Here is a 25486-nt window from a genome sequence, read left to right as displayed (position 1 = left end):
GATCGTTGCTCTACTAACCACTTCCACCGTTCGGGCCTTCGGCGGCACACGCCACCTACTATGCCCTCAGCTGACTTCTGCGCTGCGGTCGGGCCGCCTTACGACGACCTCAGTCCCGTTGCCGGGACACAACGCAGACCTCCCGAGGTAAGACCGACCGCCTTCACCGCGCGCCCGCCGAATTTACCACCCCGACCCTTGATGACCCTGGACTTCGCGATCAGTTGCTCGCTCGTCCGGCCGGGTAGGCCTCGTTATCCGGTGTTTGTCCATCGGGCCGCGGCTTTGCTCCACGCTTTCTTCAGACCCCACCTCGCGGTGACGCCCTTGCGCTTCGCTAATCCTTCGCCGCCATCAGGCTGGATAGAGGACTTCCACCTCCAAGCTGTCGTTCATACTCGGCACACAACCAAAAGCCCGGCGCGATGCTCCGGGCTTTTTTCATGCGCGATCTTCTTTTTCGCGATGATCAGGCGTGCTTACGGCCAGAGCGAGGGCCGTTCCGCCTTGCGGGCATTGTCGAGCGTCGAGACGAAATACTCTTCACGCTCGCGCTTGAATTTTTCCTGCGTGGCACGGAAGGCGGCAACACGGGCGGCAATTTCTTCACGTTCGTGGATTTTGCGTTGTTCGTCCTCGGTCATTGTCAAATCCCCTCGACACCTGAGTATGTGTGCACTGCTGGACTCAAGCACTGCCGCCGCATCATCTTGAGTCGCGTAAACACATGCATTGGCGCTTCTGATTGGGGCGTCAATGGGGAGGAGGCATTGCAGGATTGTGATATGCGAAGGGCGGAAGAAATTGCCGCGTGCATCGCGTTCGCGCTTGATCAGAACGTCAGCAGTCTTGTCGCTTGCGCCTATTGCAGCCAAGCCAAAACGGATTCGGGAGGCCGCTCATGATTGCATCGGATCTTCGCAGCGGCGTCGAACGGCTCGGCGACATGATCGCCGAAGCAAAGACCATCGTGCCGTTCACCGGCGCCGGCATCTCGACGGAATGCGGCATCCCCGACTTCCGCTCGCCGGGCGGGCTCTGGACCCGCTACCGTCCGATCGAATTCGGCGAGTTCGTCGCGAGCCAGGAGGCACGCGACGAATCCTGGCGCCGGCGCTTTGCGATGGAGCAGGTCTTCGCGGCGGCCAGGCCCGGCCGTGGCCACCGCGCGCTCGCCTCGCTCTACCGCGCCGGCAAGATTCCCGCTGTGATCACCCAGAACATCGACAATCTGCACCAGGCCTCGGGCTTCGCGCCAGATCATGTGATTGAACTTCACGGAAATACTACTTATGCGCGTTGCATCGGATGCGCCCAGGCCTACCCGCTCGACTGGGTGAAGCGCCGCTTTGACGACGACGGCGCTGCGCCCAATTGCACCGCATGTGGCGAGCCGGTGAAGACCGCGACGATCTCGTTCGGCCAGATGATGCCAGAGGACGAAATGCAGCGGGCAACCGAGCTGTCGCGGTCCTGCGACCTCTTCATCGCGATCGGTTCCTCGCTTGTGGTGTGGCCGGCGGCGGGCTTTCCGATGATGGCGAAGAACTCCGGCGCGCGTCTCGTGATCATCAATCGCGAGCCGACCGAGCAGGACGACATCGCCGACCTCGTGATCCACCACGACATCGGGGAAACCCTCGGGCCCTTTGTCGGAAATTGAGGCATCAATTTGATTCGCGCCTGTGCAAGCTGTTCATAGGTCCCGGCGAATCTCTTTTTTATCTATGCCTCGCAACCGGGAGTGTTATCTTTTGAGTCGGAAGATTCGCGTCGCGTCGAATTGAGAACATTCTCTTAAGACGCGTGATTCGAACGCCGCCAATGTGGCGGGTTGCATGGGCATGTGTGGGGTCCGGGGTTATGGGGTCGTCGGACGGATTTGAGTCCAAGAAGGTCGGAGTTCCCGCGGTGGGCGAGCACGGTGGCGCCGGTCGCGACAGCGCGCTCAGTCCCTTCACTGGACTAGGGGAGGGCAGCGCCAACCTCGTCGAGGTTCACGGCGTCATCAAATGGTTCGACGCCTCAAAGGGCTACGGCTTCATCGTTCCCGACAATGGCTGGCCCGACGTGCTCCTGCACGTGACGGTGCTCAGGCGCGACGGCTTCCAGACCGCCTATGAGGGCGCCCGCATCGTCGTCGAGTGCGTGCAGCGCGCCAAGGGCTACCAGGCCTTCCGCGTGGTCTCGATGGACGAATCGACCGCGATCCATCCGGCGCAGATGCTGCCGCCGCGCACCCATGTCACGGTTACCCCGACCAGCGGGCTGGAGCGGGCCCAGGTCAAATGGTTCAACCGGCTGCGCGGCTTCGGCTTCCTGACCTGCGGCGAGGGCACGCCCGACATCTTCGTGCACATGGAGACGCTGCGCCGCTTTGGCATGACCGAGCTGCGGCCCGGCCAATATGTCCTGGTCCGCTTCGGGCCCGGCTCCAAGGGCATGATGGCGGCCGAGATCCATCCCGAGACCGGATCGCCCGGCTTGCAGTCGCACTAAGGCTAGAGCGCGATGAGGTTTGGATGAAGCGTCATCGCGCTTTCCGGATCATGCTTTAGCCCTTATCATTCCCGGAATCGTGACAAGAGGCGCGCCGGCTGACTGGCGCGCCTCTGGCTTTTGTCATGATCGCCGCGTAAGGACTGTTCCGGTCCCATTCCGATCCGAGTGCCATTCCAATGACTTTTGCCATGACTTTTCCCATGCGGCTCGCCATGGGTCTTGCCAAAAGCCGTTTTGCCAAAAGCCTTGCCGCCATCCTCGTCATCGCCGGCCTTGCCGCCGCCAACGCCGCCAGCTTCCAGCCGCTCGAGATCGTCACCAAGAACGGCGTGCAGGTGTTCTCGGTCGAGATGGCGACGACCGAGGAGGAGAAGCAGACCGGCCTGATGTACCGCAAGGAACTGGCCGACGGCAAAGGCATGCTGTTCGACTTCAATCCCGAACAGGAGGTGTCAATGTGGATGAAGAACACCTACGTCCCGCTCGACATGATCTTCATCCGCGCCGACGGCCGCATCCTGCGTATCGCCGAGAATACCGAGCCGCTGTCGACCAAGATCATCTCGTCGGGAGGACCCGCCCGGGCCGTGCTGGAGGTGCTGGCGGGAACGGCGCAGAAATACGGCATCCGCCCCGGCGACCGCGTCGGTCACCCGCTGTTCGGCAGCAAATAACACCGCCGTTTGGAAGCTTGCTGGCGCCCTTGGAAGCGTGTATCGACGGGGCTCACCGGACATTCGGGGTATAGCGCAGCCTGGTAGCGCGGCAGTTTTGGGTACTGCAGGTCGTTGGTTCGAATCCAGCTGCCCCGACCAGTCCAGCCTGACGTTGAATCTCCTCGTCGACATCGTCGGCGGTTCGGCCAAGAGCGTCGTCCACGAAGTCTCCCGCGTCCTGAACGCCTGCGCGAGAGCGCGCGGTATCTCAGGTGGGTAGCGACGACCTGCGCGGCGGCGAATGACCAAAGCTTCTTCGAACCTTTGGTCGCCGCCATAGACATATCGGTGTTGGGTATTTCAGCGCCCAATGTCTAAACGGACGCCGCCAAGCGATGATACTCCGCTTGCGCGGCGTTGCGCTTTTCAAAGCACGGTCCGCGATCAGTTCGAGGCGTACCAGCCGAGCGGAAACGGCAGCAATGGCCAGACCAGATGGTTGTCGTTGGCGGCCTTCGGCGGCGCCTCGACGAATATCCGGATCAGCGGAGCGGGCGGCCTCCAGCGCACTGCCAAGCGCATGCATGCACATTGCAAATTCATTGTGGTCGTCCCGTTAATACTTTTCAAAATTCCGGCGCGCTTGAAATTCAACGTCGATCAAAATCACGCGCCCGACACGGCACGCTCATTCTCAAATGGTGCACCCATTCTAGGAAAATCGGCATCGGCTTTCAACCAGTCCGGACGGCTGTAGTAAGGTTGACCAGTTAGGTTAAGACAGAGCGGTTGTTGCGGTAGACCTTGCGATCACTATCAAATCGGTCCCGGCTCGCGACGGGGTACCTCCAATTGGTGCTCACACAAGATCACGGTTCGTCGCATCGCTCGTATCGCGTGAGTTCTACGTCATGTCTTTCGATCGCAATGTCCGAACCGTCGGTTCGCAGTCGAACTGGACGGAGATCTGGCACCTCTGGACCGTCATCGTGCCGCGCCGCTCGATCAACGGGCAGCTCGTGTACGGCAAGGTGTGGCGCCGCCACGACGGCCGCGACTGGATCTACAAGAAGTTCACCGAGTTCGACGGCGAAGAGGCGGCCTGAGGCAGCATCGCCGCCATCAGGCGCAGTATCGCTGCTGCGGGCTCAGGCGGCCTTCGCCGGCGAAGCGGCCGCAGGCTTGGCCGGCGGCGGCGGCTTCAGTGGCTTGTCCTGCTTCTTCGACCAGGAAATGTAGTAGGCCACCGTCGTCATGATCGCGATGCCGGCGATGCTGACGAAGAGCTGTGCGAACAGTGAGCCCGAGCTCATCGACAGCTCGAAATGACCGACGAAAGACAGGAACACGCCGACGCAGAACACGGCGAGCGACTGCTGGCCGCAGACGATGACCGGATCGAAGATCTTCCATTCGAGGCCCGGCCAGTCCTTCGGCACGAACCGGATCACCAGGATCACGATCACGACGAAGTGGATGAAGCGATAGGGCGCGAGGTTGGTCTTGTCGTTCGGGTTGAAGGCCGAGAACAGCCATTCCGGAAACATGCCGCCGAAGCTCGGGAAGCGGCCGGCCATGGTCATGACCAGCGCGAAGGCGAGATAGGCGAGGCAGAGCCACAGCGTGATCTGCGAATTGATCAGCGCGCCCGAGCGCCGTGCGCCGCCCATGGCGCACCAGGCGCCGAACACGAACAGCACCTGCCAGCAATAGGGGTTGAAGTACCACTGGCCGGCCGGATAGGCGGTCAGATTCCAGCCGAAGTGACGCGCGGCCAGCCACAGGACGATGGAGAGCGACATCGTCAGGTCGGGCTTGCGCAGCATGAACCACAGCACCGGCGGAAACAGCCCCATCAGCACGATGTAGAGCGGCAGCACGTCGAGATTGAGCGGCTTGAAGCGCAGGAACAGGCCCTGCCGCAGCGTCTCGGTGGCGTTGTCGACGAGGCCGGCGACGTTGAACTCGTTGATCATCTCGGAATCGCCGAAGCGCAGCGCGAGATAGCTGATCGAGGCGATGTAGATCACGAACAGGATGATGTGGGCGACGTAGAGCTGCCAGACCCGCTTGGTCAGGCGCGTGGCGCCGACGATGAAGCCGCGCTCCAGCATCATCCGCGCATAGACGAAGGAGGCGGTGTAGCCGGAGATGAAGACGAACAGGTCGGCGGCGTCGGAAAAGCCGTAATTGCGGGTCGTGATCCAGTTCACGACATTGTCGGGGATGTGGTCGAGGAAGATCGCCCAGTTCGCGACGCCGCGAAACAGGTCGAGCCTGAGGTCGCGGCCTTTATCGGGGAGCGTTGCGCTGACGTTCAGGAAGGCCATGCGACGGGAGCTTTCGTGGGGGGCGGACACGCTGAGGTCGGCGAGGCGGGGGCACCGGGCGGGATCCCGGGGCGGAGGGCGGGTACGCAATTGTCACGGTGCAGCATAATGACTATACCCCTCGATGAAGGGCACCCAAGGGACTGGAATCACCGAACAGTTCCCAAAAGGTGTCTCTATACTATGCCCGCGGTTTCCACCAACTGCTACCGTGACGCATCGAAATCGAACGAAAAGACCGAGAGGCCCGACCGACCATGACCGCACGCATTTTCAAGCCTGCCAAGAACGCGATGCAATCCGGCCGGTCCAAGACCAAGGAGTGGCAGCTGGACTACGAGCCGGAGCAGCCGCGCTCGGTCGAGCCGCTGATGGGCTGGACCTCGTCCAGCGACATGAAGCAGCAGATCACGCTGCGCTTCCACACCAAGGAAGAGGCGGTGGCCTATTGCGAGCGCAAGGGCATCGCCTACCAGGTGATCGAGCCCCAGGACTCCATCCGCCGCCCGGTCGCCTATGCCGACAATTTCTCGTTCCGCCGCGGCGAGCCCTGGACGCATTAGAGAGCCATGGTCGTCTGAGATGCCGTCATGCCCGGGCTCGTCCCGGGCATCCACGTTTTGGAAGCTCGGCGAGAGAACGTGGATGGCCGGGACATAGGCGAGCGGACGCGACGCCTTCCTTCGGACGGCTTTGCCCGGCCATGACGGCCTGAGAGGCATTCCGCTCGTACGCAATCGCGCCGTGCATGGGGTGCCCCTTGGCACCAATTCCGCCGCGTGCTTCGCTGCCTCGCATGACACGACCATGACGAGGGTAGGGTATGGCCGGGCGTGACCAGCTCGACGGCGTCGATCTGAAAATACTCTCCGAGCTACAGCAGGACGGACGGGTGCGCAACAACGAGCTGGCGCTGCGCGTCGGCGTCTCCGCGCCGAATTGCCTGCGGCGGCTGAAATCGCTGTTCAGCCGGGGTGTGATCCGGGCGGTGCGCGCCGTCATCGACGAGCGGCTCCTCGGCTATGAGGTGGTCTCGTTCGTCTCGATCCAGCTCGGCAGCCAGGCCCAGCCGGTGCTGGAGGCGTTCGAGAGCTCGATCGCCGCGATCCCCCGGATCCAGCAGTGCTGGCGGATTTCGGGCGACACCGACTATCTGCTCAAATGCGTCGCGCCGAGCGTCGAGAGCATGCGCCAGCAGCTCCTTCACTTTGCCGCGATGCCCGACGTGAAGAACGTCCGCAGCTTTCCGGTGCTGGGCGTCGCCAAGGACGTGCCGCTGCCGGTGCAGGAGGTCGTGGCTGCGACGGCAGGGTAGGGCCGCTCCGCCCATCGCAAATCCCGAATTGGGCAGGCCGCCCAGCCGTTATCTGATTCGGAAAATGTCACAAAACATTAGTAACTCACCTAACTGTGACATGTGATTTGGGAAGTCCTGCAATGCGCGGGGCCGCGATTGCGGGACGCCGCAAGGGGCTTAGATGCGCGGGGCGAACCTCGGCGCGCATGGGCGCACCGGGGACTCTTTTGTGGGACCCTGAGCTAGGAAAAGACATATGACCTCTATCTCGAAGACGTTCGTCGCTTCCGCTGCGACGCTGTTTGCGTCCGCATTTCTGGTGATGGCGGCACCCGCCGCGCAGGCCGAAGAGTACTGCATCATCAACGGCGCCCAGGCTGCTCATGGCTGCGGCTATCCGACGATGGAAGCCTGCCGTCAGGCGGCCGGCGGCATTGGCGGCATGTGCTCGCAAAGCGGCGGCTCCAAGACCTCGAACGATGCGCTGGCCTTCCAGCCGAAGCAGACGCAGTCGCGCGGCAAGCTTCGTCCCGGCGCGCAGACCAATTCGAACTAACGCGAAGCGTCAGGATCGGTTCGACTTTGCGGCCTCCGAGATGATCTTGGGGGCCGTAAATTTATGACAGCGATGCGACATCGCGCGCTGGTGCGCGCTTCAGCGATAGCGGCTGCGAAACTCGCGCGGCGAGGTGCCGGTCCAGGTGCGGAAGGCGCGGGAAAAACTCTTTTCGTTGCGGAAGCCCGCGATCTCCGCGATCCGCTTGATCGGGGTGCGGCCGCGCATCAGTTCCTGTTTTGCCAGTTCGAATTTGGCTTCCTCCTTGAGATCGCGCAGCGAGGTTGCTTCCTCACGCAGGCGCCGATGCATGGTGCGCGTTGAAAGCGCGAGCTCGCTGGCAACATCCTCGGCGCCGAGGCTACGGCCACGCGCATGGCGCAGCACGCGGCGGACGCGCTCGACCAGCAGCCGGTCGCGCCGGTAGGGCAGCACGGTCAGCCGCAGCGCGCCCTTGAGCATGCTGTCGAGATCCGCGGCGCTGCGCGTCAGCGGCAGCGACAGATAGTGCTTGTCGAAGACGATGCGGGCCCCATCCGCATCGAAGCTCAAGGTCCGGCAGAATATGGTCGGATAGACCGAGACGTGACCGGGCTCGGCGTAAGGAAACTCGGCAGCGCGTAGCGCAATCGCGGAATCGATCGCCCAGCAGGAGAAGCCGAGCACATAGCGGAGCAGGGTGACGACGCAAAATTCGCGCAAAGGCCCGAGGTCGCGCTGCTCGTGGATGGCGATGGTCGCGGTCTCGTCACTGACCGAGAGCTCGAACAGCACGTCCTCGGTGAGCAGACGGTGATGCCGGCACCAGCGCTTGAGCGCGACCTCGAGATTGGGCGCCGTGATCGAGGCGCGGCACAGCATGCCGTAGGTGCCCCACGGCAGCCGGCGCGAGAACCAGCCGAGCGCCTCGTCGTCGAGCTCGCGCATGGCGTGCCCCGCCAGAGCCTCGAACTGGGCAGCCGTCACCCGCCCCTCGCTGGATCGAACCAGGTCCTCGGTGACCTGTCCCTTGGCCAGCGCGTCCGCGGGATCCCGCCCGTAGCGGCCATAGGCCGCGACCACGCCGCGGACGAAGGCGGCGGGGGTCATGGCGCGGCGGGGCGCGGCGGTCGCGGCTTGAAAAGGCATGAAAAATCCTCGCCAAACTTGGCGGAAAATGCAACCTTTTCGACCGAAGCGGCGCCCGGCCGGGGGTAGGTTCGAGCCGGCAAAGAACTTTGCAAGAAGACGGAGGAATCGCCTTGAACATCCCGAGCATCGACTTCGATCTGGGTGAGGACATCGGCATGCTGCGCGACACCGTGCGCGCCTTCGTGGAAGCGGAGGTCGCCCCGCGCGCTGCCGAGGTCGAGAAGGCCAATCTGTTCCCGGCCGACCTGTGGAAGCGCTTTGGCGACCTCGGCCTGCTCGGCATGACCGCGCCGGAGCAATATGGCGGCTCGAACATGGGCTATCTCGCCCACATCGTCGCTATGGAGGAAATTTCGCGCGGCTCGGCCGCCGTGGGCCTGTCGTATGGCGCGCATTCCAATCTCTGCGTCAACCAGATCCGCCGCAACGGCACCGATGCACAGCGGCAGCGTTATCTGCCGAAGCTCATCTCCGGCGAATATGTCGGCGCGCTCGCAATGTCCGAGCCGGGCGCCGGCTCCGACGTGGTCTCGATGAAGCTGCGCGCCGACAAGCGCGGCGACCGCTACGTGCTCAACGGCTCCAAAATGTGGATCACCAATGGCGGCGATGCCGACGTTCTGGTGGTCTATGCCAAGACCGATCCGGAGGCCGGCCCGCGCGGCATGACCGCCTTCCTGATCGAGAAAGGTTTCAAGGGCTTCACCCACGGCCAACATCTCGACAAGCTCGGCATGCGCGGCTCCAACACCTATCCCTTGTTCTTCGACGAGTGCGAGGTGCCCGAGGAGAACGTGCTCGGCGCGGTCGGCGAGGGCGTCAAGGTGCTGATGTCGGGTCTCGACTACGAGCGTGCGGTGCTCTCGGGCGGCCCGCTCGGCATCATGGCGGCGTGCATGGACGCGGTGGTGCCCTACATGCACGAGCGCAAGCAGTTCGGCCAGCCGATCGGCGATTTCCAGCTGATGCAGGGCAAGCTCGCGGACATGTATTCGACCTGGCAGGCCACGCGCGCCTATGTCTATGCGGTGGGAAAGGCCTGCGACCGCGCCAATCACGCTCGGACGCTGCGCAAGGACGCGGCCGCGGCGATCCTCTATTCCGCGGAGAAGGCGACGTGGATGGCCGGCGAGGCGATCCAGGCGCTCGGCGGCGTCGGCTATACATCCGAGTTTCCGGTCGGCCGGCTCTGGCGCGACGCCAAGCTGTACGAGATCGGCGCAGGGACGTCGGAAGTGCGCCGCATGCTGATCGGCCGCGAATTGATGTCCGAGACCGCCTGAACCTTCCCCATGCAATGGTCGCGACGCGTTGCCCGCGGCCTCTCTCACCACGTCACCAGAACCGCGGGACCCCATGCCGCTCCATTCCAGCATCGATACGTCTTCGTCCGATTTTGCGCGCAACTCCGACGCCATGCGCGCGCTCGTTGCGGATTTGCGCGAAAAACTGAGCCAGGTTGCCGGCGGCGGCGGCGAGGCCTCGCGCAACCGCCACACTGCGCGAGGCAAGATGCTGGCGCGTGACCGCGTCGACCTGCTGGTCGATCCCGGCACCTCGTTCCTGGAGCTGTCGCCGCTCGCGGCCTACGGCCTCTATGGCGGCGACGTGCACTCGGCGAGCGTCGTCACGGGGGTGGGGCGCATCTCGGGGCGGGAATGCGTTATCGTTGCCAATGATGCCACCATCAAGGGCGGCACTTATTATCCGATGACCGTGAAGAAGCATCTGCGCGCGCAGGACATCGCGCGGCAGAACAATCTTCCTTGCGTCTACATGGTGGATTCCGGGGGCGCCTTCCTGCCGCTGCAGGACGAGATCTTCCCGGATGAGCGGCACTTCGGCCGTATCTTCTACAACCAGGCGCAGATGTCGTCGCAAGGAATCCCGCAGATCGCGATCGTGATGGGCTCCTGCACCGCCGGTGGCGCCTATGTGCCGGCGATGTCGGACGAGAGCATCATCGTCCGCAATCAGGGCACCATCTTCCTCGGCGGCCCGCCGCTGGTGAAGGCCGCGACCGGCGAGGTCGTGAGTGCCGAAGAGCTCGGCGGCGCCGACGTGCATTCGCGCCAGTCGGGCGTGACCGATCACTACGCCCAGAACGATGCGCACGCGATCGGCATTGCACGGCGCATCGTCGCCACGCTGAAGCCGTCGGTGCGGCCGAACCTCAACATGCAGAAGCCGCGCGATCCGCTGTTCGCGGCGGAGGAGATCTACGGCGTGGTGCCGGTCGATGGCCGCAAGCCGTTCGACGTCCGCGACATCATCGCCCGCATCGTCGACGGCTCCGAGTTCGACGAGTTCAAGAAGCTCTATGGCACGACGCTGGTGTGCGGCTTCGCCCATATCTGGGGTTTTCCGGTCGGCATCATCGCCAACAACGGCATTCTCTTCAGCGAGAGCTCGCTGAAGGGCGCGCATTTCATCGAGCTGTGCTGCCAGCGCGGCATTCCCCTGGTGTTCCTGCAGAACATCACCGGCTTCATGGTCGGCAAGAAATACGAGGCCGGCGGCATCGCGCGCGACGGCGCCAAGCTGGTGACGGCGGTTGCGACCGCCTCGGTGCCGAAATTCACCGTGGTGATCGGCGGCTCCTACGGCGCCGGCAATTACGGCATGTGCGGCCGTGCCTACTCGCCGCGCTTCCTCTGGATGTGGCCGAATGCGCGCATCTCGGTGATGGGCGGCGAGCAGGCCTCGATGGTGCTGAGCCAGGTCCGCCGCGACAATATCGAGGCGAAGGGCGATAGCTGGTCTAGGGAAGAGGAAGACAAATTCCGCGAGCCCATCCGCGCGCAATACGAGCACCAGGGGCATCCCTATTACGCGACCGCGCGTCTCTGGGACGACGGCGTGATCGACCCGGCCGACACCCGCCTCGTGCTCGGCCTTGGCCTCTCGGCGGCGTCGAATGCGCCGATCGAGCCGACGAAATTCGGCCTGTTCAGGATGTGATGTGATGGACCGTACGAGACTCTACCGGCGTTTTCGCAACGTCCTGATCGCCAACCGCGGCGAGATCGCCTGCCGCGTCATCCGCACCGCGCGCGCGATGGGTCTGCGCACCGTCGCGGTCTATTCCGAGGCCGACCGCGACGCCATGCATGTCGCGCTCGCGGATGAGGCCGTGCTGCTCGGGCCGGCGCGTGCCCGCGACAGCTATCTCAACGTCGAGCGGCTGATCGAGGCCGCCAAGAAGACCGGCGCCGAGGCCGTGCATCCCGGCTACGGCTTCCTGTCGGAAAATGCCGAATTCGCGCAGGCTTGCTACGACGCAGGCCTCGTCTTCGTCGGCCCGACCGCCGAGATGATGACGGCGATGGGCTCGAAATCAGGCTCGAAAGCGCTGATGGAGAGGGCGGGCGTGCCGCTGGTGCCCGGCTATCATGGCGAGGCCCAGGACGATGCGACGCTGGCGAAGGCCGCAGACAAGATCGGCTTCCCGATCCTGGTGAAGGCGTCAGCCGGCGGCGGGGGCCGCGGCATGCGCATCGTGCGCTCGGCGGCCGAGCTTGCGCCGGCGATCGTCAGCGCCAAGCGCGAGGCCCTGGCTGCGTTCGGCGACGACCGCATGCTGATCGAGAAATATGTCGACAATCCCCGGCATATCGAGGTGCAGATCATCGGCGACAGCCACGGCAATCTCTTGTCGCTGTTCGAGCGCGAATGCACCTTGCAGCGCCGGCACCAGAAGGTGATCGAGGAAGCGCCGTCGCCGACGCTCAACGCCGCGCAGCGCGAAACAGTCTGCGCCGCGGCGCGAAAAGCGGCAGGCGCGGTGAACTATGTCGGCGCCGGCACGATCGAGTTCGTTTCCGACGGCAAGGACGTGTTCTTCATCGAGATGAACACGCGCCTGCAGGTCGAGCATCCCGTGACCGAGCTGATCACGGGCGTCGATCTCGTCGAATGGCAGCTGCGTGTCGCCTTCGGCGAGGCGCTGCCGCTCAAGCAGGACGAGATCAAGCTCAACGGCCATGCGGTCGAGGCGCGCGTCTACGCCGAGAACCCGACCAAGAATTTCATGCCCTCGGTCGGAAAGATCTCGACCTGGCGCCTGCCGGCCGAGACCGGCGGCCTGCGCATTGATGCCGGCTATCGTGAAGGTGACAGCGTCTCGCCGTACTATGACGCCATGCTCGCCAAGATGATCGCATGGGCGCCGACGCGGGATGTCGCGATCGAGCGGCTGAACCGTGGGCTGGAAGAGTCCGACGTCCGCGGCATCGTCACCAACATCCCATTCCTGTCGGCGCTGATGACGCACCCGAAGGTGCGGACCAATGCGATCGACACGGGCTTCATCGAGCGCGAGCTGGCGGTGCTGACGACTGCAGCGTCCTCGCACGGCGAGCTCGAGCTCTGCGCTGCGGTCGCCGCGATCGTCAATGACGAGCGGCAGACCGCGCAGGCCGAGGCGAATTCCCCTTGGCAGACCTTTGGCTGGCAGCCGGTCGGCCGCCGCCAGCGCAGCTTTGCGTTCCGCGTCGGGCATGGTGTTGGTCATGGACCCGAACAGAAGATCGTTCTGAACTATGGGAGCGGACCGTCCACCCTGGTGATCGGCGAGCGCGAGCTTTCATTTGCGATCACGCCAAAAGATGGCGGCTTCGATCTGACGCTGGACGGCGTCAAATCCTCCGTCGCCGCCGTGATCGACGGCCATGAGCTTTACTTGCGCACGCGCAATGGCCGCTTCGACCTGCACTGGGTCGACCCGTTCGGCGGCGAGAGCGAAGAGCAGACCGGCGAAGACAAGATCGCAGCGCCCTTGCCGGGCACGGTCGTCGCCGTGCTGGCCGAGGAGGGCGCCAAGCTCGATAAGGGAGCGCCGATCCTGACCCTTGAAGTGATGAAGATGGAGCAGACGCTGCGTTCGCCCTATGCCGGCGTGCTGAAGTCGATCAAGTGCAAGGTCGGCGACATCGTGCAGGAAGGCATCGAGCTCGCCGTGGTCGAACCTTCAGGGGAATGACATGAGCGATCCCGTCCGCATCATCGAAATGGGGCCGCGCGACGGCCTCCAGAACGAGAAGACGCCGGTCAGCGTCGAGGCGCGCATCGCCTTCATCGAGGCGCTGGTTGCGGCCGGCCTCGATACGGTCGAGGTCGGTGCCTTCGTCTCGCCCAAGGCGGTCCCGCAGATGGCAAGCTCCGATGCCGTGCTGCGGGGTGTTGCCCACATCAAAGGCGCCGAGTTCCACGTGTTGGTGCCGAACGAAAAGGGCTATGACGCCGCCCGCGCCGCCGGCGCCAAGGTCGTCTCCGTGTTCGCTGCGGCCTCCGAAGGCTTCTCCCGCGCCAACATCAATTGCACCGTCGCCGAATCCATCGAGCGCTTCAGGCCGGTGCTGGCACGCGCCAAGGCCGATGCTGTGCCCGTGCGCGGCTATATCTCCTGCGTGCTCGGCTGTCCATTCGACGGCGAGATCAAGCCGAAGGCGGTGGCCGATCTCGCCAAGACGCTGTGGGATCTCGGCTGCTACGAGATCTCGCTCGGCGACACCATCGGTGTCGGCACGCCAGCCAAGGCCAAGGAGATGCTGCGCGCGGTCGCCGCCAACATCCCGCGCGCAAAACTCGCGATGCATTTCCACGACACCTATGGCCAGGCGCTGGCCAATCTCTATGCCGGCCTGGAGGAGGGCGTCCGCGTCATCGATGCCGCCGCCGGCGGCCTCGGCGGCTGTCCCTATGCCCCCGGCGCGACCGGCAATGTCGCAACGGAGGATGTGGTCTACATGCTCGAGGGCATGGACGTCAGGACCGGTGTCGACATGGAGAAGCTGCTTGCGGCGACGAATGCGATGAGCGGCGTGCTCGGCAAGCCGCCCGCGAGCCGCGTGGCGTCCGCGCTGAACGCGAAGAAGAAGCAGGCCAGTTCATAGGTGCCGTAGGGTGGGCAAAGGCGCGAATCGCCGTGCCCACCATGTTTCCGCAATCATCGGCAGATGGTGGGCGCGCTTGCGCTTTGCTCATCCTACGAAACTCGCAATGACGACGAGACGCGTCAGGCCGCCTTCAGCCCGACATCCGGAAGGCGCGGCCGGTTCTTGAGCGCCTTGACCATCATGGCCTCCACCTCGGCCCTCTCCTGCGGCAGCAGGGCGAGGCGCGGTGGGCGGGTCAGTGCGGTGCCGCGGCCCATGATGTGCTCGCACAGCTTGATGCACTGGACGAGGTCCGGGCGGGCATCGAGGTGCAGCAGCGGCATGAACCATTCATAGAGCGGCATGGCCTCGGCCAAGCGGCCGGCCCTGGCGAGGCGGAACAGCGTCTCGCCCTCGCGCGGGAAGGCGTTCGACATGCCGGAGACCCAGCCCACGGCGCCCATGGCGACGCTCTCGACGATGACGTCGTCAAGGCCTGCGAACAGCACGAAGCGGTCGCCGACCATGTTCCTGGTGTCGATGAAACGGCGCGTGTCACCCGAGGAATCCTTGAAGCAGACCACGGTCTCGACGTCGGCAAGCGAGGCGAGGATTTCGGGAGTGACGTCGTTCTTGTAGATCGACGGATTGTTGTAGAGCATCACCGGCAGGTCGGTCGCGCTGGCGACGGCGCGAAAATGCGCGGCGGTCTCATGCGGCTTGGACGAGTAGACCAGCGCCGGCATCACCATCACGCCGTCGATGCCGACGCGCGCGGCTTCCTTTGCGGTCTCGACCGCGAACGCCGTGGTGAATTCGGCGATGCCGCACAGCACGGGCACGCGGCCGGCCGCCACCGACTTCGCCGCTTCCATGATCGCGACCTTCTCCTTGCGCTCGAGCGAGGTGTTCTCGCCGACCGAGCCGCAGACGATGAGGCCGGAGACGCCGTCGCGGATCAGTCCGTCCATCACCTTGGCGGTCGCATCGATATCGAGCGAGAGATCGTCGTGGAATTGCGTGGTGACGGCCGGGAAGACGCCTTCCCAGGATACGCGGCGGCTCATGAGTTCACTCCAAGTGAGTTCTGACAAGTGTAATGCCGGCGGGGGCTGGGACCGCCGGCTGTGGCGAAAAGGATGGCGGATGGGATCAGAGCGTGGCGCCGACCTTGCGCAGCTCGGCGAGCACGGGTGCCTTGGGCAGCCAGATCTTGTCGAACTCGGCGATGACGGCCTCGGTGTCGCCGGTGGGGACCTGGCGGATCGGGATCGGCGCGTTCTTGAAATTCTCGATCAGCGCCGGCTCGTTGCCGGCGAGCTCGTCGATCTGAGCGTCCAGCGTCGTCTTGATCGTCTTGGTGATCAGCTCGCGGTCGGCGGCGGAGAGCGACTGCCACACCCGGCCGGAGACGACCGCCGCCATCGGCATGAAGACGGCGTTCATCTGCAGGATCACTTTCGACACCTTGTCGAAGCGCTGGTTCCAGGAGAATTCGAGGTCGGCCTCGAGGCCGTCGACCTGGCCGTTGGCCATGGCGTCGAACACCTGCGGGGTGGGGATCGGCGTCGGCGCTGCGCCGAGCGAGGAATAGAAGTCGCGATAGACCGGCGTCGGGTTGATGCGCAGCTTCATGCCCTTGATGTCGGCGAGCGAATTCAGGTCCTTGGAGGAGAAAACCGCGCGCATGCCGGTGATGCCCCAGCCGAGGCCGATCGTGCCGGTCTCCTGCGGCAGCACCTCGAACAGCTTGACGGCCGCGGGGTGCCGCACGAATTTCGCCACCGCCGGCGTCGAGCGGACGATGTAGGGCGCGTTGATCGCGGCGATGTGCGGCACGCGCGAGCCGAGCTCGGCGGCCTGGATGAAGCCCATGTCGAGCGCGCCGGACTGCAATTGCTGCATCATCGCGGGCTCATTGCCGAGCTGGCCGGAGTGGAACACGGTCACGGTCAGGCGTCCGCTGGTCGCGGCCTTCAGCTCATCGCCGAACTTGAGCGCGGCCTTGTTCCAAGAATGGCCGTTGGGCGTGATCAGGCCGAGGCGGAATTCCTTGGCCTGGGCGAGCGCCAGCGAGGGCGCGAACACCGATGCGGCGGCGCTGGCGGCGAGAAAGCGGCGGCGTGAAAGCGGCATGGTCGGGCTTCCTTTTGAACGGGCCTATTTGACGAGGATCAGCGAGAGCGAGGGATAGAGCGAGAGCAGCACGAGGAGGACGCAGGAGATGACGAAGAACGGCAGCGTCACCATGAACATCTTGCCGGGCTTGGCGCCCGTGACGGCGGCCGCGACGAAGAAGCAGAGCCCGACGGGCGGCGACAAAAGGCCGAGAACGAGGTTGATCACCACGACGACGCCGAACTGCCGGGGATCGATGTGATAGACGTCGGTTGCGACCGGCAGCAGGATCGGCACCGTCATGATCAGGCCGGGAATGCCGTCGATCACGGTGCCGATGATCAGCAGGATGACGTTGCAGATCAGCATGAAGCTGATCGGATCCTTGGCGGCCGACTGGATCCAGCCGGCGGTTTCCTGCGGCACCTTGCCGAAGATCAGGACCCAGGAGAACACGGCAGCGGCAGCGACCAGAAACAGCACGATCGCCGAATAGATGCCACTGCGCAGCATCATCTGCGGCAGCTGCGAGAACTCGAACTCCTTCGTCCAGTATTTGCCGACGAGCGCCGCGGCGACGGCGCCGACGGCTGCGGATTCCGTGGCGTTGGCGAGACCGCTCAGGATCGTGCCGACGATGACGATCGGGATCAGCAGCGTCGGCGAGGTCCGCAGGATCGTCATCAGGCGCTGGCGCGGCGTCTGATAGTCGGCGCGGGGATAGTTGTACATGTATCCCATCAGCGCGATGACGATGCAGAACATCACGGTGAGGATGACGCCCGGCACGATGCCGGCGATCAGCATGTCGCTGACGGAGACCTGCGCCAGCACGCTGTAGACGACGAACATCACCGAGGGCGGAATGATCGGGCCGAGCATGCCGCCATAGGCGGTGAGACCCGCCGCAAAGGTCTTGTCGTAGCCCTTCTTCTCCATCTCCGGCACCATGATCTGGGCCATGATCGCCACCTGCGCGGTCGCCGATCCCAGGATGGAGGAGATGAACATGTTGGCGAGGATGTTGACGTAGGCGAGCCCGCCCTTGAGCGAGCCGACGAACGCCATCGCCATGTCGACGATGCGCCGCGTGATGCCGCCGCCGTTCATGATCTCGCCGATCAGGATGAAGAGCGGGATCGCGATCAGGCCGTAGCTGTCGACACCGCCGAACAGCTGGAGCGGATAGGACTGAAACAGCACGGGATTGCCTGACGCCGCGATATAGACGAGGCCGGCCAGGCACAGGCAGAGCCCGATCGGCACGCCGACAAGCATGAAGGCGACGAAGGCGGCGGACGTGACCATCAGTTGACCCCGTCGAGCTCGGAGAGCTGGAAGCCTTTCGGCGGCGTGCGCGGCACCAGTTCCAGGTCTTCCAGAAGGTTGGCGAGGCCGTGCACGGTCATCGAGACCGCGAAGACCGGCAGCGTCAGATAGAGCACCCAGGTCGGCCAGTTCAGCGTCTGGGTGTGCTCGGTGTAGAGGAAGTTGAAGGTTTCGGCAGCGAGCTTGCGCCCGTCGAATCCGGCGCGCGCGAGCCCGACCGGGTCCATCCAGAGCACGCAGGTGATGGTCAAGGCGATGCCGAACACGACGACGAGGCCGGTCGAGATCACCTTGGCGATCTTCTGGTGCTGCGGCGAAAGCCGCTCCGTCAGCATCGTCACGGCGAAGTCTAGCCGCAGCCGCGTCATCGCGGAGGCGCCGATGAAGGTCAGCCAGACCACGCAATAGACCGCGGATTCGTCGATCCAGTAGATCGGGAAACGCGCGTAGCGGGTGACGACGTTGACCAGGATCAGACCGGTCAGCAGGTACATCAGGCCCATCAGCGCGAGACGCTCGAAGGCGAGCAGGGCGCTCGACATCCGGACGATCGTACGTTGGACGCTGAGCGCGCGCGTGGCCGGCATCGTCTGCTCGATCATGGAGGCCCCAACCCCTAAAAAGATTTGTCGTGCGATTGCCAGATGTATAATTTATACAATTCTGGTGTCAAACGGAGATTGCGGTCAATTCGGCGGCAGGGCGCGCTTTTGCTGGGCACCGGCTTTTGCTGAGTGCCTCAACATGCAAGAGAGGGACCGCGTCGCGCCGATGAGTCGGGAAAGACGGAAGGTCAGATGAAACAGCCTCTGAAGCATCGCACCCTGTCGGCTGCGATCGTCGACCAGCTCAGGCAGGCAATCCTCGACGGCACCTATCCGGCCGGATCGCAGCTGCGGCAGGATGCGCTTGGCGAGGCCTATGGCGTCAGCCGCATACCCGTGCGGGAGGCACTGTTTCAGCTCGAGGCGGAAGGGCTGGTGCGCATCGTGCCGCAGAAGGGCGCGATCGTCTCGGAGCTGTCACTGGACGAGATCAACGACGTGTTCGATCTGCGCTGCATCCTGGAGCCGCGGTTGCTGGCGCAGTCGGCGCCGCGCTTCAGCGCGGAGGATTTCGAGGGCCTCGACGACATCCACAAGCAATTCGAGAAGGCGATCAAGGCGCGCAATGTCAGCGAATGGGGGCAGCTCAACGCCGACTTCCACATGGCGCTCTACGTTCGAGCTCCGCAGCCGCGCACCCGCGCAATCGTGCTGTCGCTGCTCCAGACCAGCGACCGCTACACGCGGCTGCAGCTCTCCAACACCAAGGCGATGGGCACAGCAGAAAAGGAGCACGCCCATCTGATCGCGCTGTGCCGCGCCGAAAAGGTCGAGGAGGCGTGCCGCTTCCTCGAGCGGCACATCGAGGCCGTGCGCAAGGATTTGTTGCAGGTCGTGGCGAACGCGCCGAAGGGGCGGCGGAAGGAAAGATCGTAGGGTGGGCAAGGGCGTGTTAGCGCCGTGCCCACCATCTCTCCGAGACCGCCGACAGGTGGTGGGCACGCTCCGCTTTGCCCACCCCACGGCAGCTTCTATGCCGCTACCTGCTCCCGTCCGGGCCCATCACCAAGTCCGGCAGCCAGGTTGAGATCTCCGGCACGAAGCACAGCAGCAGCACCGCGAGCATCATCAACAGCACGAACGGCAGGGTGCCCCAGATCACCTCGCTCAAGGGGATATCGGGCGCGACGTTGCGGATGACGAAGATGTTGAGCCCGACCGGCGGATGGATCAGTCCCATCTCCATCACGATGGTCATGACGACGCCGAACCAGATGATGTCGAAGTTCGCAGCGCGGAGCGGCGGCAGGATGATCGGCGCGGTCATCAGGATGATCGAGACTGGCGGCAGGAAGAAGCCGAGCACGACGACCATGACGAGGATCGCGAACAACAGCTCCCAGCGCGGCAGGTGCATCGCGACGATCGATTCGGCGGCCGACTGCGAGATGTGAAGATAGCTCATCACGTAGGAATAGAGCAGCGACATGCCGATGATCATCATCAGCATGGTCGATTCCCGGATCGTCGATCTCATGATCGGGGCAAGGTCGCCCGGCCGCCACACGCTGTAGATCGCGGCGATCAGCGCCAGCGCCAGCAGGCCGCCGAGGCCTGCCGTTTCCGAAGGCGTCGCGAAGCCGCCATAGAGCGCGATCATGACGCCGGTCAGCAGCAGCACGAACGGGATCACGCGCGGCAGCACGCTGAAGCGTTCGGCGAGCGTGTACTCGTCGCGCTGCAGGATCGGAGCTTCCGGTCCGCCTTTCTCGTAGATCGCCGCGGCCGCGGCATATTCCTGGCGGAAGCGGATCACGGCATAGGCGCCGAACAGCGAGACCAGCAGCAGACCTGGGCCGATGCCGGCGAGGAACAGCCGCCCGAGCGACTTCTCGGCTGCGACCGCGAACAGGATCATGGTGATCGAGGGCGGCAGCAGGATGCCGAGCGTGCCGCCGGCTGCGATGATGCCGGCGGCAAAGCCGCCGGAATAGCCGCGCTTGCGCATCTCGGGGATGCCGGCCGAGCCGATCGCCGAACAGGTGGCCGGCGAGGAGCCCGCCATCGCCGCGAACAGCGCGCAGGCGAACACGTTGGCGACACCCAAGCCGCCGGGCACGCGATGCAGCCAGGCGTGCAGGGCCGAATAGAGATCCTGGCCGGCGCGCGACTTGCCGATCGCCGCGCCCTTCAGGATGAACAGCGGGATCGACAAGAGCGTGATCGAGGCCATTTCCTCGTAGACGTTCTGCGTCACCGTATCGAGAGAGGCGGCGGGCATGTAGATGCCCATGAACACGACCGCGACGGCGCCGAGGGCGAACGCGATGGGCATGCCTGAAAACATCACGAGCAGCGTTGCTATCCCGTACGCAACGCCGATGCCGAATACGCTCATGAACGCCTCGCTCCCGCGAAAGGCAGCGCAAGCTGCACGAGGATCTGGACGCAGAGCAGGCTCATGCCGAGCGCCATCAGCGAATAGGGAATAGCGAGCGGCGGCGACCACATCGAGTTCGAGACTTGGCCGTCGACATAGGCTTCATGGGCCAGCGTCCAGGATTTCCAGGTGAAGAAACTGCAGAACAGGAACGTCGCGACATCGACGAGCCAGAGTCGAATTCTGTTCGCCAGCGGCGACAGCAGGCCGACGAAGGCCTCGATGCCGATATGGCCGCGATGCTGCTGCACATAGGCGGCCGTCATGAAGGTCGCGCCGACCAGGAGGAACACCGCGGCTTCGTCCTGCCAGTAATTGGCGGCCTTGAACAAGGCGCGGCTGAGCACGCTGTAGCTCAGGATGGCACAGGCCGCGACCAGCGCGATCGCTGCGAACACGACGATGATGCGGTTGAGGACGGCGAGACCGCGATCGACCGCCGCCGCAAGGCCAGTCCCTGCGGCAGCGCTCGCCTGGTCGTCACGATCCGGAAGCGGACCGTGGCTCATGCCGAGACATCGGTGGCGAGCTTGAGCAGCTTCGCCGAGGTTGCGGTCTTGGCGCCATAGTCCTTCCAGGCGGTGTCGCGGGCGATGTCGCGCCACTTGCCGACGGTCGCGGCATCGAGCGCGCTGACCTTGGCGCCGGCTTTCTCGTAGACCTTGGCGACCTCGACGTCGTCGTCCTGCGCGCCCTTGCGGCCGAAGGCCTCGAGTTCGGCGCCGACCGCGAGCAGGACGTCCTGCTGATTCTTCGGCAGCTTGTCGAAGATCGTCTTCGACATCATCAGCGGCTCGAGCATGAACCAATAGGAGGCACCGGCGCCCGAGGTCAGCGACTTCGCGACCTCTTCGAGTCGGAACGAGATCAGGCTGGTGGAGGAGGTGAGAGCGGCGTCGCACGCGCCGGTCTGCATCGCCGCGTAGATTTCGTTCGAAGGCACCGACAGCACCGAGGCGCCGGCGGTCTGGAGCACCATGTCCATCTCGCGGGAGCCGCCGCGCACCTTCATGCCCTTGGCGTCTTCAGGCGCGACGATCGGCTTGGAGCGGCTGGCGAGGCCGCCCGCCTGCCATACCCAGGTGAGCAGGATGATGCCCTTGTCGGCGAGGAAGTCGGTCAGCGCCTTGCCGACCGGCTCCTTCTTCCAGCGCATGCCCTGGTCATAGGTGGTCACGAGGCCGGGCATCAGGCCGATATTGGTCTCCGGCAGCTCGCCGCCGGCATAGGGCATCGGATAGAGGCTGATGTCGAGCGCGCCCTTGCGCATCGCGGAGAACTGCGCGTTGGTCTTGATCAGCGAGGAGTTCGGATAGATCTCGGCAGCGATGTCGCCGTTGCTGCGTTTGCTGACCTCGGCGGCGAACATGCGGCAGAGCCGGTCGCGGAAATCGCCCTTATCGACGGTGCCGCCCGGGAATTGGTGCGAGATCTTCAGCGTGGTCGCGGCATGCGCGGTACCAGTGCCGAAGCGGAGAATGGCGGGTGCTGCGGCGGCAGTCGCAAGCAGGTGACGACGCGTGTACATGGATCTATCCCTTGGACGGTTCTTGCTTGACGTGATCGGGTCTTAAGAGGCCGGCTTAAGGCCCATCCTAGCCGGTCTTCCACCCGATATTCTCTAGTCTGATAGTTCGAGACCGAATGCGGCGGCAGGTCGCGGGCATTGCTGCGCCGCACACTCATCCTTCGGTCGCCGGCGCGCACTAGCGGGGGTCACGGGCAAAATTGTGTCGAACCGGTGGTCCCGCCGTCAGGTTTGGTAGTGGCGAAAAAAATGCCGCCGCACGTAACAGGTGCGGCCCCTGATCCGTCGAGCATGAGGTAGCGGCATCCGTCGCCAACATCAACTCGAAGGAAGATGACCCATGACCATTCGCACCCGCATCGCGCTCGGCATCTCGGCAGCCGCTCTCTCGCTCGGCCTTGCGCTGTCGCCGGCCGCCTTTGCCCAAGACAAGATGGGCAACGAAGACGGCATGATGAAGAAGGACACGATGTCCAAGGACGGCATGAAGAAGGACACCATGTCCAAGGACGAAGGCATGAAGAAGGACCACATGTCCAAGGACGGGATGAAGAAAGACGACGGGATGATGAAGAAGAACTGATCGCCCGCCGCCGCCGCGGGCGCATGCAAGAGGCGGTCGCGCGCTTCGGAAATCCGGGGGCGGTCATTTGGACCGCCCCGAAATCACGTCTCAGCCCGACTTCAATTGGACGTGACTTGTGAACGTCACTTGCGCTTGGCCTTGCGGGCGGCGTAGCGCGCGTCGCGCTTGGCCTTCTGCTCGGCCTCGAGCGCAGCTTGCCGCGCGATCGCCTCTTCGGCTTCGCGGGCGAGCCGTGCGGCTTCAGCGGCCTTGGCTTCTTCCTCGAGGCGCTTCTGCTCGGCCTTTTCCGCCTCGCGCGCAGCCTTGGCCTCGGCGCGCTTGGCCGCGAGCGCTTCGCGCTCGGCGCGACGCGCGGCTACCGCCGGATCGTCGGGGCCCGGCTGCGACTTGAATTTGTTCAAAAGATTTTTGCGGGCTTCCTGTGCCGCCTTTTGCCGGTCCGCGAAGCCGGGTTCCCTGAATCCACTCATCGACGAGCCTTGTCTTCCTCGCTTTCAATCCTACATCACTGCGGTTGGTACGTCGGCTGGGCATAGCAGGCGCCACGCGACGCAGAAGCGTGTACATCGGCGCGCGTCGCGAAGCCACCCATAATCGCAGCCGATCAGGTCAACGAAAAATCGCCAGCCCCGACGATCTCTCGTAGCCCGGAAAAACTGCCGAATTGTGATGTCCCTCATAGGGGCACGCGCGGAGCGGCGCCTAGCGTCCGCCCCAATACGAGACGGAGCACGGGCATGACGATCTTCCGGTTGAGCCTGCGGGCGCTCGTAACTGTCCTCGCATTGGCCGCCGCGACCGGCGCCGTGGTCCTACTCGCCCGCCCGCAACCGATCAACAACGCCGTTCTGGGCGGCGGCTGGGAGTGCAGCCAGACTGCCTTCGTGCTGACGACCTGCGCACCACGGACACCCCCGGCGGTCGAAACCTCACGCAAGGATGCGATCCGGCCGACCCGAGGCTGAATAGGTTTGAAACGCTCCGGATGTGACGCCACGCCGCAGAGGTGATAAAGCCGGCCCGCCCCGTCCGATCAGTCAGCCATGTCCAAGCCCGAACCGGGTGACAAGCCCGAATCCCAGCCAAAACCTCAATCCGGCGATAACCGCCGCGGCGCGATCGCCGGGCTGATCATCGCGCTCTTGATCCTCGGTGTCGGCTGGTGGCTGGCACGCGATCTCACCGCCGCCAGCAAGATGCAGGACTGCCTGATGTCGGGGCGGACCAATTGCAATGTGATCGAGCCGGCCCGCTAGATGCGGTCCGCTACGATCCTCAAGGCCAAAAATTGCCGTGATCTTAAACGTTTGTAACGGGACTTAGCCGATCAAAGCAGATCAGTTATGTCAGCCGGCATCACCCGGGCGGGAGGCGAATCGTCTATCGCCAGGGACCACGGCGATCGAGAGAGTAGGGGGCCAGCAGGCATGAGTGCGTCCAGCCGCATGAAGATCATCATTCCCGTGGTTTCGGCCATCTCCCTTGTCGCGCTTTCAGCGCAGGCCCAGGACGCATCACCGCCGAGACCGCAGGCCCAGCCGGCGCCCGGCGCGGGTGCGCCGCCCCAGAACATGCGCAAGGGGCCGCCGCCGCAGCAGGCCGCCCGGCCCCCCGGACAGCCTGGCGGCCCGCCTCACGCGGGCAGCCCAGGCGCGGGCCCGCACAATGCCGGCGGCCCGCCGCCTAGCCGCAATTACGCCCGCGGGCCTGCACCGGCGCGCGACTGGGGCGGACACGCCTATCGCGGCAATCTCGCCTGGGAGGGCGGGCGCTGGCGCCACGAGGTCCACAACGGCCGCTCCGGCTGGTGGTGGGATGTCGGCGGCGTCTGGTATTATTATCCGCAGCGGATGGCTGGCCCGCCCGCCTACATCTCCGAGGAATATTACGACGACGTGCCGGTGGCCTATGCCCCGCCGCCGGTCGCCTATGAACCTCCGCCTCCGGCGCCGGCTGATCCCGGCGCAAGCGCGCTCGGCGGCGCCATCGTCGGCGGCCTACTCGGCGGCCTGATCTCGGGCAATGCCTCCGGTGCGGCGGCGGGAGCTGTGATCGGCGGCGCCACCGGCGCAATCGCCGGTGCCACGGCGGCCTCGCGCCCGGGCTACTATCTGGCCCAGGGCAATTGCTACTACCGCTATCCGAACGGCCAGTACGTGCAGGCTGATCCTCGCGCCTGCTACTGACGGTCCGGGCGGGCTTTGAACCGAAGAGGCGGGCCTAAGACCCGCCTCTTTTGTTTGGGGAATGATCGCGCTGCGCCTGCCGCCGCCTGCGCGGCGGTGCACAACAACTACCTCTAATTATCACTGGCGCGCGTCGCCGCTTCGCTCATTCCCAAAAGAAAAAATGTCGGGACATGATTCGCTGGGGAATTTGGACATGCTGGATGCAATCCAGATCAGCCTGGCGCTGTGGGCCATGATCGTGTGCGGCTTCATGCTCTGGAGCGCGTCATCCGCGCTCGATCAAGACACCAGCCAGCTGAAGAACGCCATAGCGGCCCAGACCAGGCCGCAGATCCAGGCCAGCATGACGATGCCGATGGCCGCGAGATAGGCGACGCCGAGTAGGTCGGAGCGTTGTCCCGGC

Annotated in this window: 29 protein-coding genes and 1 tRNA gene; 19 read left to right on the top strand and 11 right to left on the bottom strand. The window is 64.5% G+C overall.

The genetic code is table 11. The features are described from left to right. Positions 1-479: 479 nt before the first annotated feature. The gene (locus ACVWY3_RS11610; RefSeq protein WP_456838558.1) at positions 480-644 is read right to left on the bottom strand and encodes a hypothetical protein; all 165 of its coding nucleotides are present in this window, start codon (positions 642-644) and stop codon (positions 480-482) included. A 257-nt stretch (positions 645-901) separates the two neighbouring features. Between ACVWY3_RS11610 and ACVWY3_RS11605 the strand changes: the two genes are divergently transcribed. From ACVWY3_RS11605 to ACVWY3_RS11580, 6 genes are all read left to right on the top strand, one after another. Then, on the top strand, positions 902-1663 hold the full coding sequence (locus ACVWY3_RS11605; RefSeq protein WP_456838557.1) for an SIR2 family NAD-dependent protein deacylase: 762 nt from the start codon (positions 902-904) through the stop codon (positions 1661-1663). 200 nt (positions 1664-1863) lie between these two features. Further along, positions 1864-2499 carry a cold-shock protein gene (locus ACVWY3_RS11600; RefSeq protein ID WP_027557961.1) on the top strand — a complete coding sequence of 212 codons (636 nt, stop codon included), beginning with the start codon at positions 1864-1866 and terminating at the stop codon, positions 2497-2499. A gap of 191 nt (positions 2500-2690) precedes the next feature. Continuing rightward, positions 2691-3176, top strand: a complete 486-nt coding sequence (locus ACVWY3_RS11595; RefSeq protein ID WP_456838556.1) for a DUF192 domain-containing protein — start codon at positions 2691-2693, stop codon at positions 3174-3176. 64 nt (positions 3177-3240) lie between these two features. Further along, positions 3241-3317, top strand: a tRNA-Pro gene (locus ACVWY3_RS11590). Positions 3318-3528: 211 nt separating this feature from the next. Further along, positions 3529-3915, top strand: coding sequence for a hypothetical protein (locus ACVWY3_RS11585; RefSeq protein ID WP_456838555.1), 387 nt, complete (start codon positions 3529-3531; stop codon positions 3913-3915). A gap of 154 nt (positions 3916-4069) precedes the next feature. Beyond that, positions 4070-4264, top strand: coding sequence for a hypothetical protein (locus ACVWY3_RS11580; RefSeq protein ID WP_092216342.1), 195 nt, complete (start codon positions 4070-4072; stop codon positions 4262-4264). A gap of 42 nt (positions 4265-4306) precedes the next feature. On the opposite strand, the gene ACVWY3_RS11575 is transcribed toward ACVWY3_RS11580, so the two are convergent. Next, positions 4307-5488 (bottom strand): OpgC domain-containing protein, encoded by a 1182-nt coding sequence (locus ACVWY3_RS11575; protein WP_456838554.1) that lies wholly within the window; start codon positions 5486-5488, stop codon positions 4307-4309. Between the two features lie 257 nt (positions 5489-5745). On the opposite strand from ACVWY3_RS11575, the gene ACVWY3_RS11570 reads away from it, so the two are divergent. From ACVWY3_RS11570 to ACVWY3_RS11560, 3 genes are all read left to right on the top strand, one after another. Next, positions 5746-6051, top strand: coding sequence for an ETC complex I subunit (locus ACVWY3_RS11570; RefSeq protein ID WP_456838553.1), 306 nt, complete (start codon positions 5746-5748; stop codon positions 6049-6051). 260 nt (positions 6052-6311) lie between these two features. Beyond that, complete coding sequence (locus ACVWY3_RS11565; RefSeq protein WP_456838552.1) at positions 6312-6803, top strand: Lrp/AsnC family transcriptional regulator; 492 nt, start codon at positions 6312-6314, stop codon at positions 6801-6803. 238 nt (positions 6804-7041) lie between these two features. Beyond that, positions 7042-7341: a DUF3551 domain-containing protein gene (locus tag ACVWY3_RS11560; protein WP_456838551.1), complete on the top strand. Its 300-nt coding sequence runs from the start codon at positions 7042-7044 to the stop codon at positions 7339-7341. Positions 7342-7440: 99 nt separating this feature from the next. On the opposite strand, the gene ACVWY3_RS11555 is transcribed toward ACVWY3_RS11560, so the two are convergent. Beyond that, complete coding sequence (locus ACVWY3_RS11555; RefSeq protein ID WP_456838550.1) at positions 7441-8469, bottom strand: AraC family transcriptional regulator; 1029 nt, start codon at positions 8467-8469, stop codon at positions 7441-7443. A gap of 158 nt (positions 8470-8627) precedes the next feature. Between ACVWY3_RS11555 and ACVWY3_RS11550 the strand changes: the two genes are divergently transcribed. From ACVWY3_RS11550 to ACVWY3_RS11535, 4 genes are all read left to right on the top strand, one after another. Beyond that, positions 8628-9755, top strand: a complete 1128-nt coding sequence (locus ACVWY3_RS11550; RefSeq protein WP_456843341.1) for an isovaleryl-CoA dehydrogenase — start codon at positions 8628-8630, stop codon at positions 9753-9755. 73 nt (positions 9756-9828) lie between these two features. Then, positions 9829-11433 (top strand): carboxyl transferase domain-containing protein, encoded by a 1605-nt coding sequence (locus ACVWY3_RS11545; RefSeq protein WP_456838549.1) that lies wholly within the window; start codon positions 9829-9831, stop codon positions 11431-11433. A 4-nt stretch (positions 11434-11437) separates the two neighbouring features. After that, positions 11438-13453: an acetyl/propionyl/methylcrotonyl-CoA carboxylase subunit alpha gene (locus ACVWY3_RS11540; protein ID WP_456838548.1), complete on the top strand. Its 2016-nt coding sequence runs from the start codon at positions 11438-11440 to the stop codon at positions 13451-13453. A gap of 1 nt (position 13454) precedes the next feature. Further along, positions 13455-14366, top strand: a complete 912-nt coding sequence (locus ACVWY3_RS11535) for a hydroxymethylglutaryl-CoA lyase (protein ID WP_456838547.1) — start codon at positions 13455-13457, stop codon at positions 14364-14366. Positions 14367-14488: 122 nt separating this feature from the next. On the opposite strand, the gene ACVWY3_RS11530 is transcribed toward ACVWY3_RS11535, so the two are convergent. The 4 genes from ACVWY3_RS11530 to ACVWY3_RS11515 form a co-directional block, all read right to left on the bottom strand. Then, positions 14489-15415, bottom strand: coding sequence for a dihydrodipicolinate synthase family protein (locus ACVWY3_RS11530; RefSeq protein ID WP_456838546.1), 927 nt, complete (start codon positions 15413-15415; stop codon positions 14489-14491). An 85-nt stretch (positions 15416-15500) separates the two neighbouring features. After that, positions 15501-16484, bottom strand: coding sequence for a TRAP transporter substrate-binding protein (locus ACVWY3_RS11525; protein ID WP_456838545.1), 984 nt, complete (start codon positions 16482-16484; stop codon positions 15501-15503). Positions 16485-16508: 24 nt separating this feature from the next. Next, positions 16509-17774 carry a TRAP transporter large permease gene (locus tag ACVWY3_RS11520; RefSeq protein WP_456838544.1) on the bottom strand — a complete coding sequence of 422 codons (1266 nt, stop codon included), beginning with the start codon at positions 17772-17774 and terminating at the stop codon, positions 16509-16511. After that, positions 17774-18397 carry a TRAP transporter small permease gene (locus ACVWY3_RS11515; RefSeq protein WP_456838543.1) on the bottom strand — a complete coding sequence of 208 codons (624 nt, stop codon included), beginning with the start codon at positions 18395-18397 and terminating at the stop codon, positions 17774-17776. The genes ACVWY3_RS11520 and ACVWY3_RS11515 overlap by 1 nt, the downstream gene beginning before the upstream one ends. A 195-nt stretch (positions 18398-18592) precedes the next feature. Between ACVWY3_RS11515 and ACVWY3_RS11510 the strand changes: the two genes are divergently transcribed. Next, the gene (locus ACVWY3_RS11510; protein WP_456838542.1) at positions 18593-19276 is read left to right on the top strand and encodes a GntR family transcriptional regulator; all 684 of its coding nucleotides are present in this window, start codon (positions 18593-18595) and stop codon (positions 19274-19276) included. A 103-nt stretch (positions 19277-19379) separates the two neighbouring features. Here ACVWY3_RS11510 and ACVWY3_RS11505 read toward each other — a convergent pair whose 3' ends face one another. Genes ACVWY3_RS11505 through ACVWY3_RS11495 form a run of 3 tightly spaced genes read right to left on the bottom strand, consistent with a single transcriptional unit; the run spans position 19380 to position 22308 of the window. Further along, positions 19380-20738: a TRAP transporter large permease gene (locus ACVWY3_RS11505; protein ID WP_456838541.1), complete on the bottom strand. Its 1359-nt coding sequence runs from the start codon at positions 20736-20738 to the stop codon at positions 19380-19382. Continuing rightward, a complete protein-coding gene (locus ACVWY3_RS11500) occupies positions 20735-21289 on the bottom strand; it encodes a TRAP transporter small permease (protein WP_456838540.1) in 555 nt (184 codons plus the stop codon). Before ACVWY3_RS11500 ends, ACVWY3_RS11505 begins: the two co-directional genes overlap by 4 nt. Beyond that, positions 21286-22308, bottom strand: coding sequence for a TRAP transporter substrate-binding protein (locus tag ACVWY3_RS11495; RefSeq protein ID WP_456838539.1), 1023 nt, complete (start codon positions 22306-22308; stop codon positions 21286-21288). Before ACVWY3_RS11495 ends, ACVWY3_RS11500 begins: the two co-directional genes overlap by 4 nt. A 340-nt stretch (positions 22309-22648) precedes the next feature. Here ACVWY3_RS11495 and ACVWY3_RS11490 point away from each other — a divergent pair, with 340 nt between their 5' ends. Continuing rightward, positions 22649-22891, top strand: a complete 243-nt coding sequence (locus ACVWY3_RS11490) for a pentapeptide MXKDX repeat protein (protein ID WP_456838538.1) — start codon at positions 22649-22651, stop codon at positions 22889-22891. Positions 22892-23016: 125 nt separating this feature from the next. On the opposite strand, the gene ACVWY3_RS11485 is transcribed toward ACVWY3_RS11490, so the two are convergent. Then, positions 23017-23364 carry a DUF6481 family protein gene (locus ACVWY3_RS11485; RefSeq protein ID WP_456838537.1) on the bottom strand — a complete coding sequence of 116 codons (348 nt, stop codon included), beginning with the start codon at positions 23362-23364 and terminating at the stop codon, positions 23017-23019. A 267-nt stretch (positions 23365-23631) separates the two neighbouring features. On the opposite strand from ACVWY3_RS11485, the gene ACVWY3_RS11480 reads away from it, so the two are divergent. From ACVWY3_RS11480 to ACVWY3_RS11465, 4 genes are all read left to right on the top strand, one after another. Next, the gene (locus ACVWY3_RS11480) at positions 23632-23859 is read left to right on the top strand and encodes a hypothetical protein (protein ID WP_456838536.1); all 228 of its coding nucleotides are present in this window, start codon (positions 23632-23634) and stop codon (positions 23857-23859) included. 78 nt (positions 23860-23937) lie between these two features. Beyond that, positions 23938-24150: a hypothetical protein gene (locus ACVWY3_RS11475; protein WP_456838535.1), complete on the top strand. Its 213-nt coding sequence runs from the start codon at positions 23938-23940 to the stop codon at positions 24148-24150. 171 nt (positions 24151-24321) lie between these two features. Then, positions 24322-25080, top strand: a complete 759-nt coding sequence (locus ACVWY3_RS11470; protein WP_456838534.1) for a hypothetical protein — start codon at positions 24322-24324, stop codon at positions 25078-25080. A gap of 196 nt (positions 25081-25276) precedes the next feature. Beyond that, positions 25277-25453 (top strand): hypothetical protein, encoded by a 177-nt coding sequence (locus tag ACVWY3_RS11465; RefSeq protein ID WP_456838533.1) that lies wholly within the window; start codon positions 25277-25279, stop codon positions 25451-25453. Positions 25454-25486: the final 33 nt, after the last annotated feature.

This window comes from Bradyrhizobium sp. USDA 4486 (assembly GCF_054057995.1).
The sequence above is the reverse complement of the archived record's forward strand: the minus strand, read 5'-3'. Positions and strand labels throughout refer to the sequence as shown.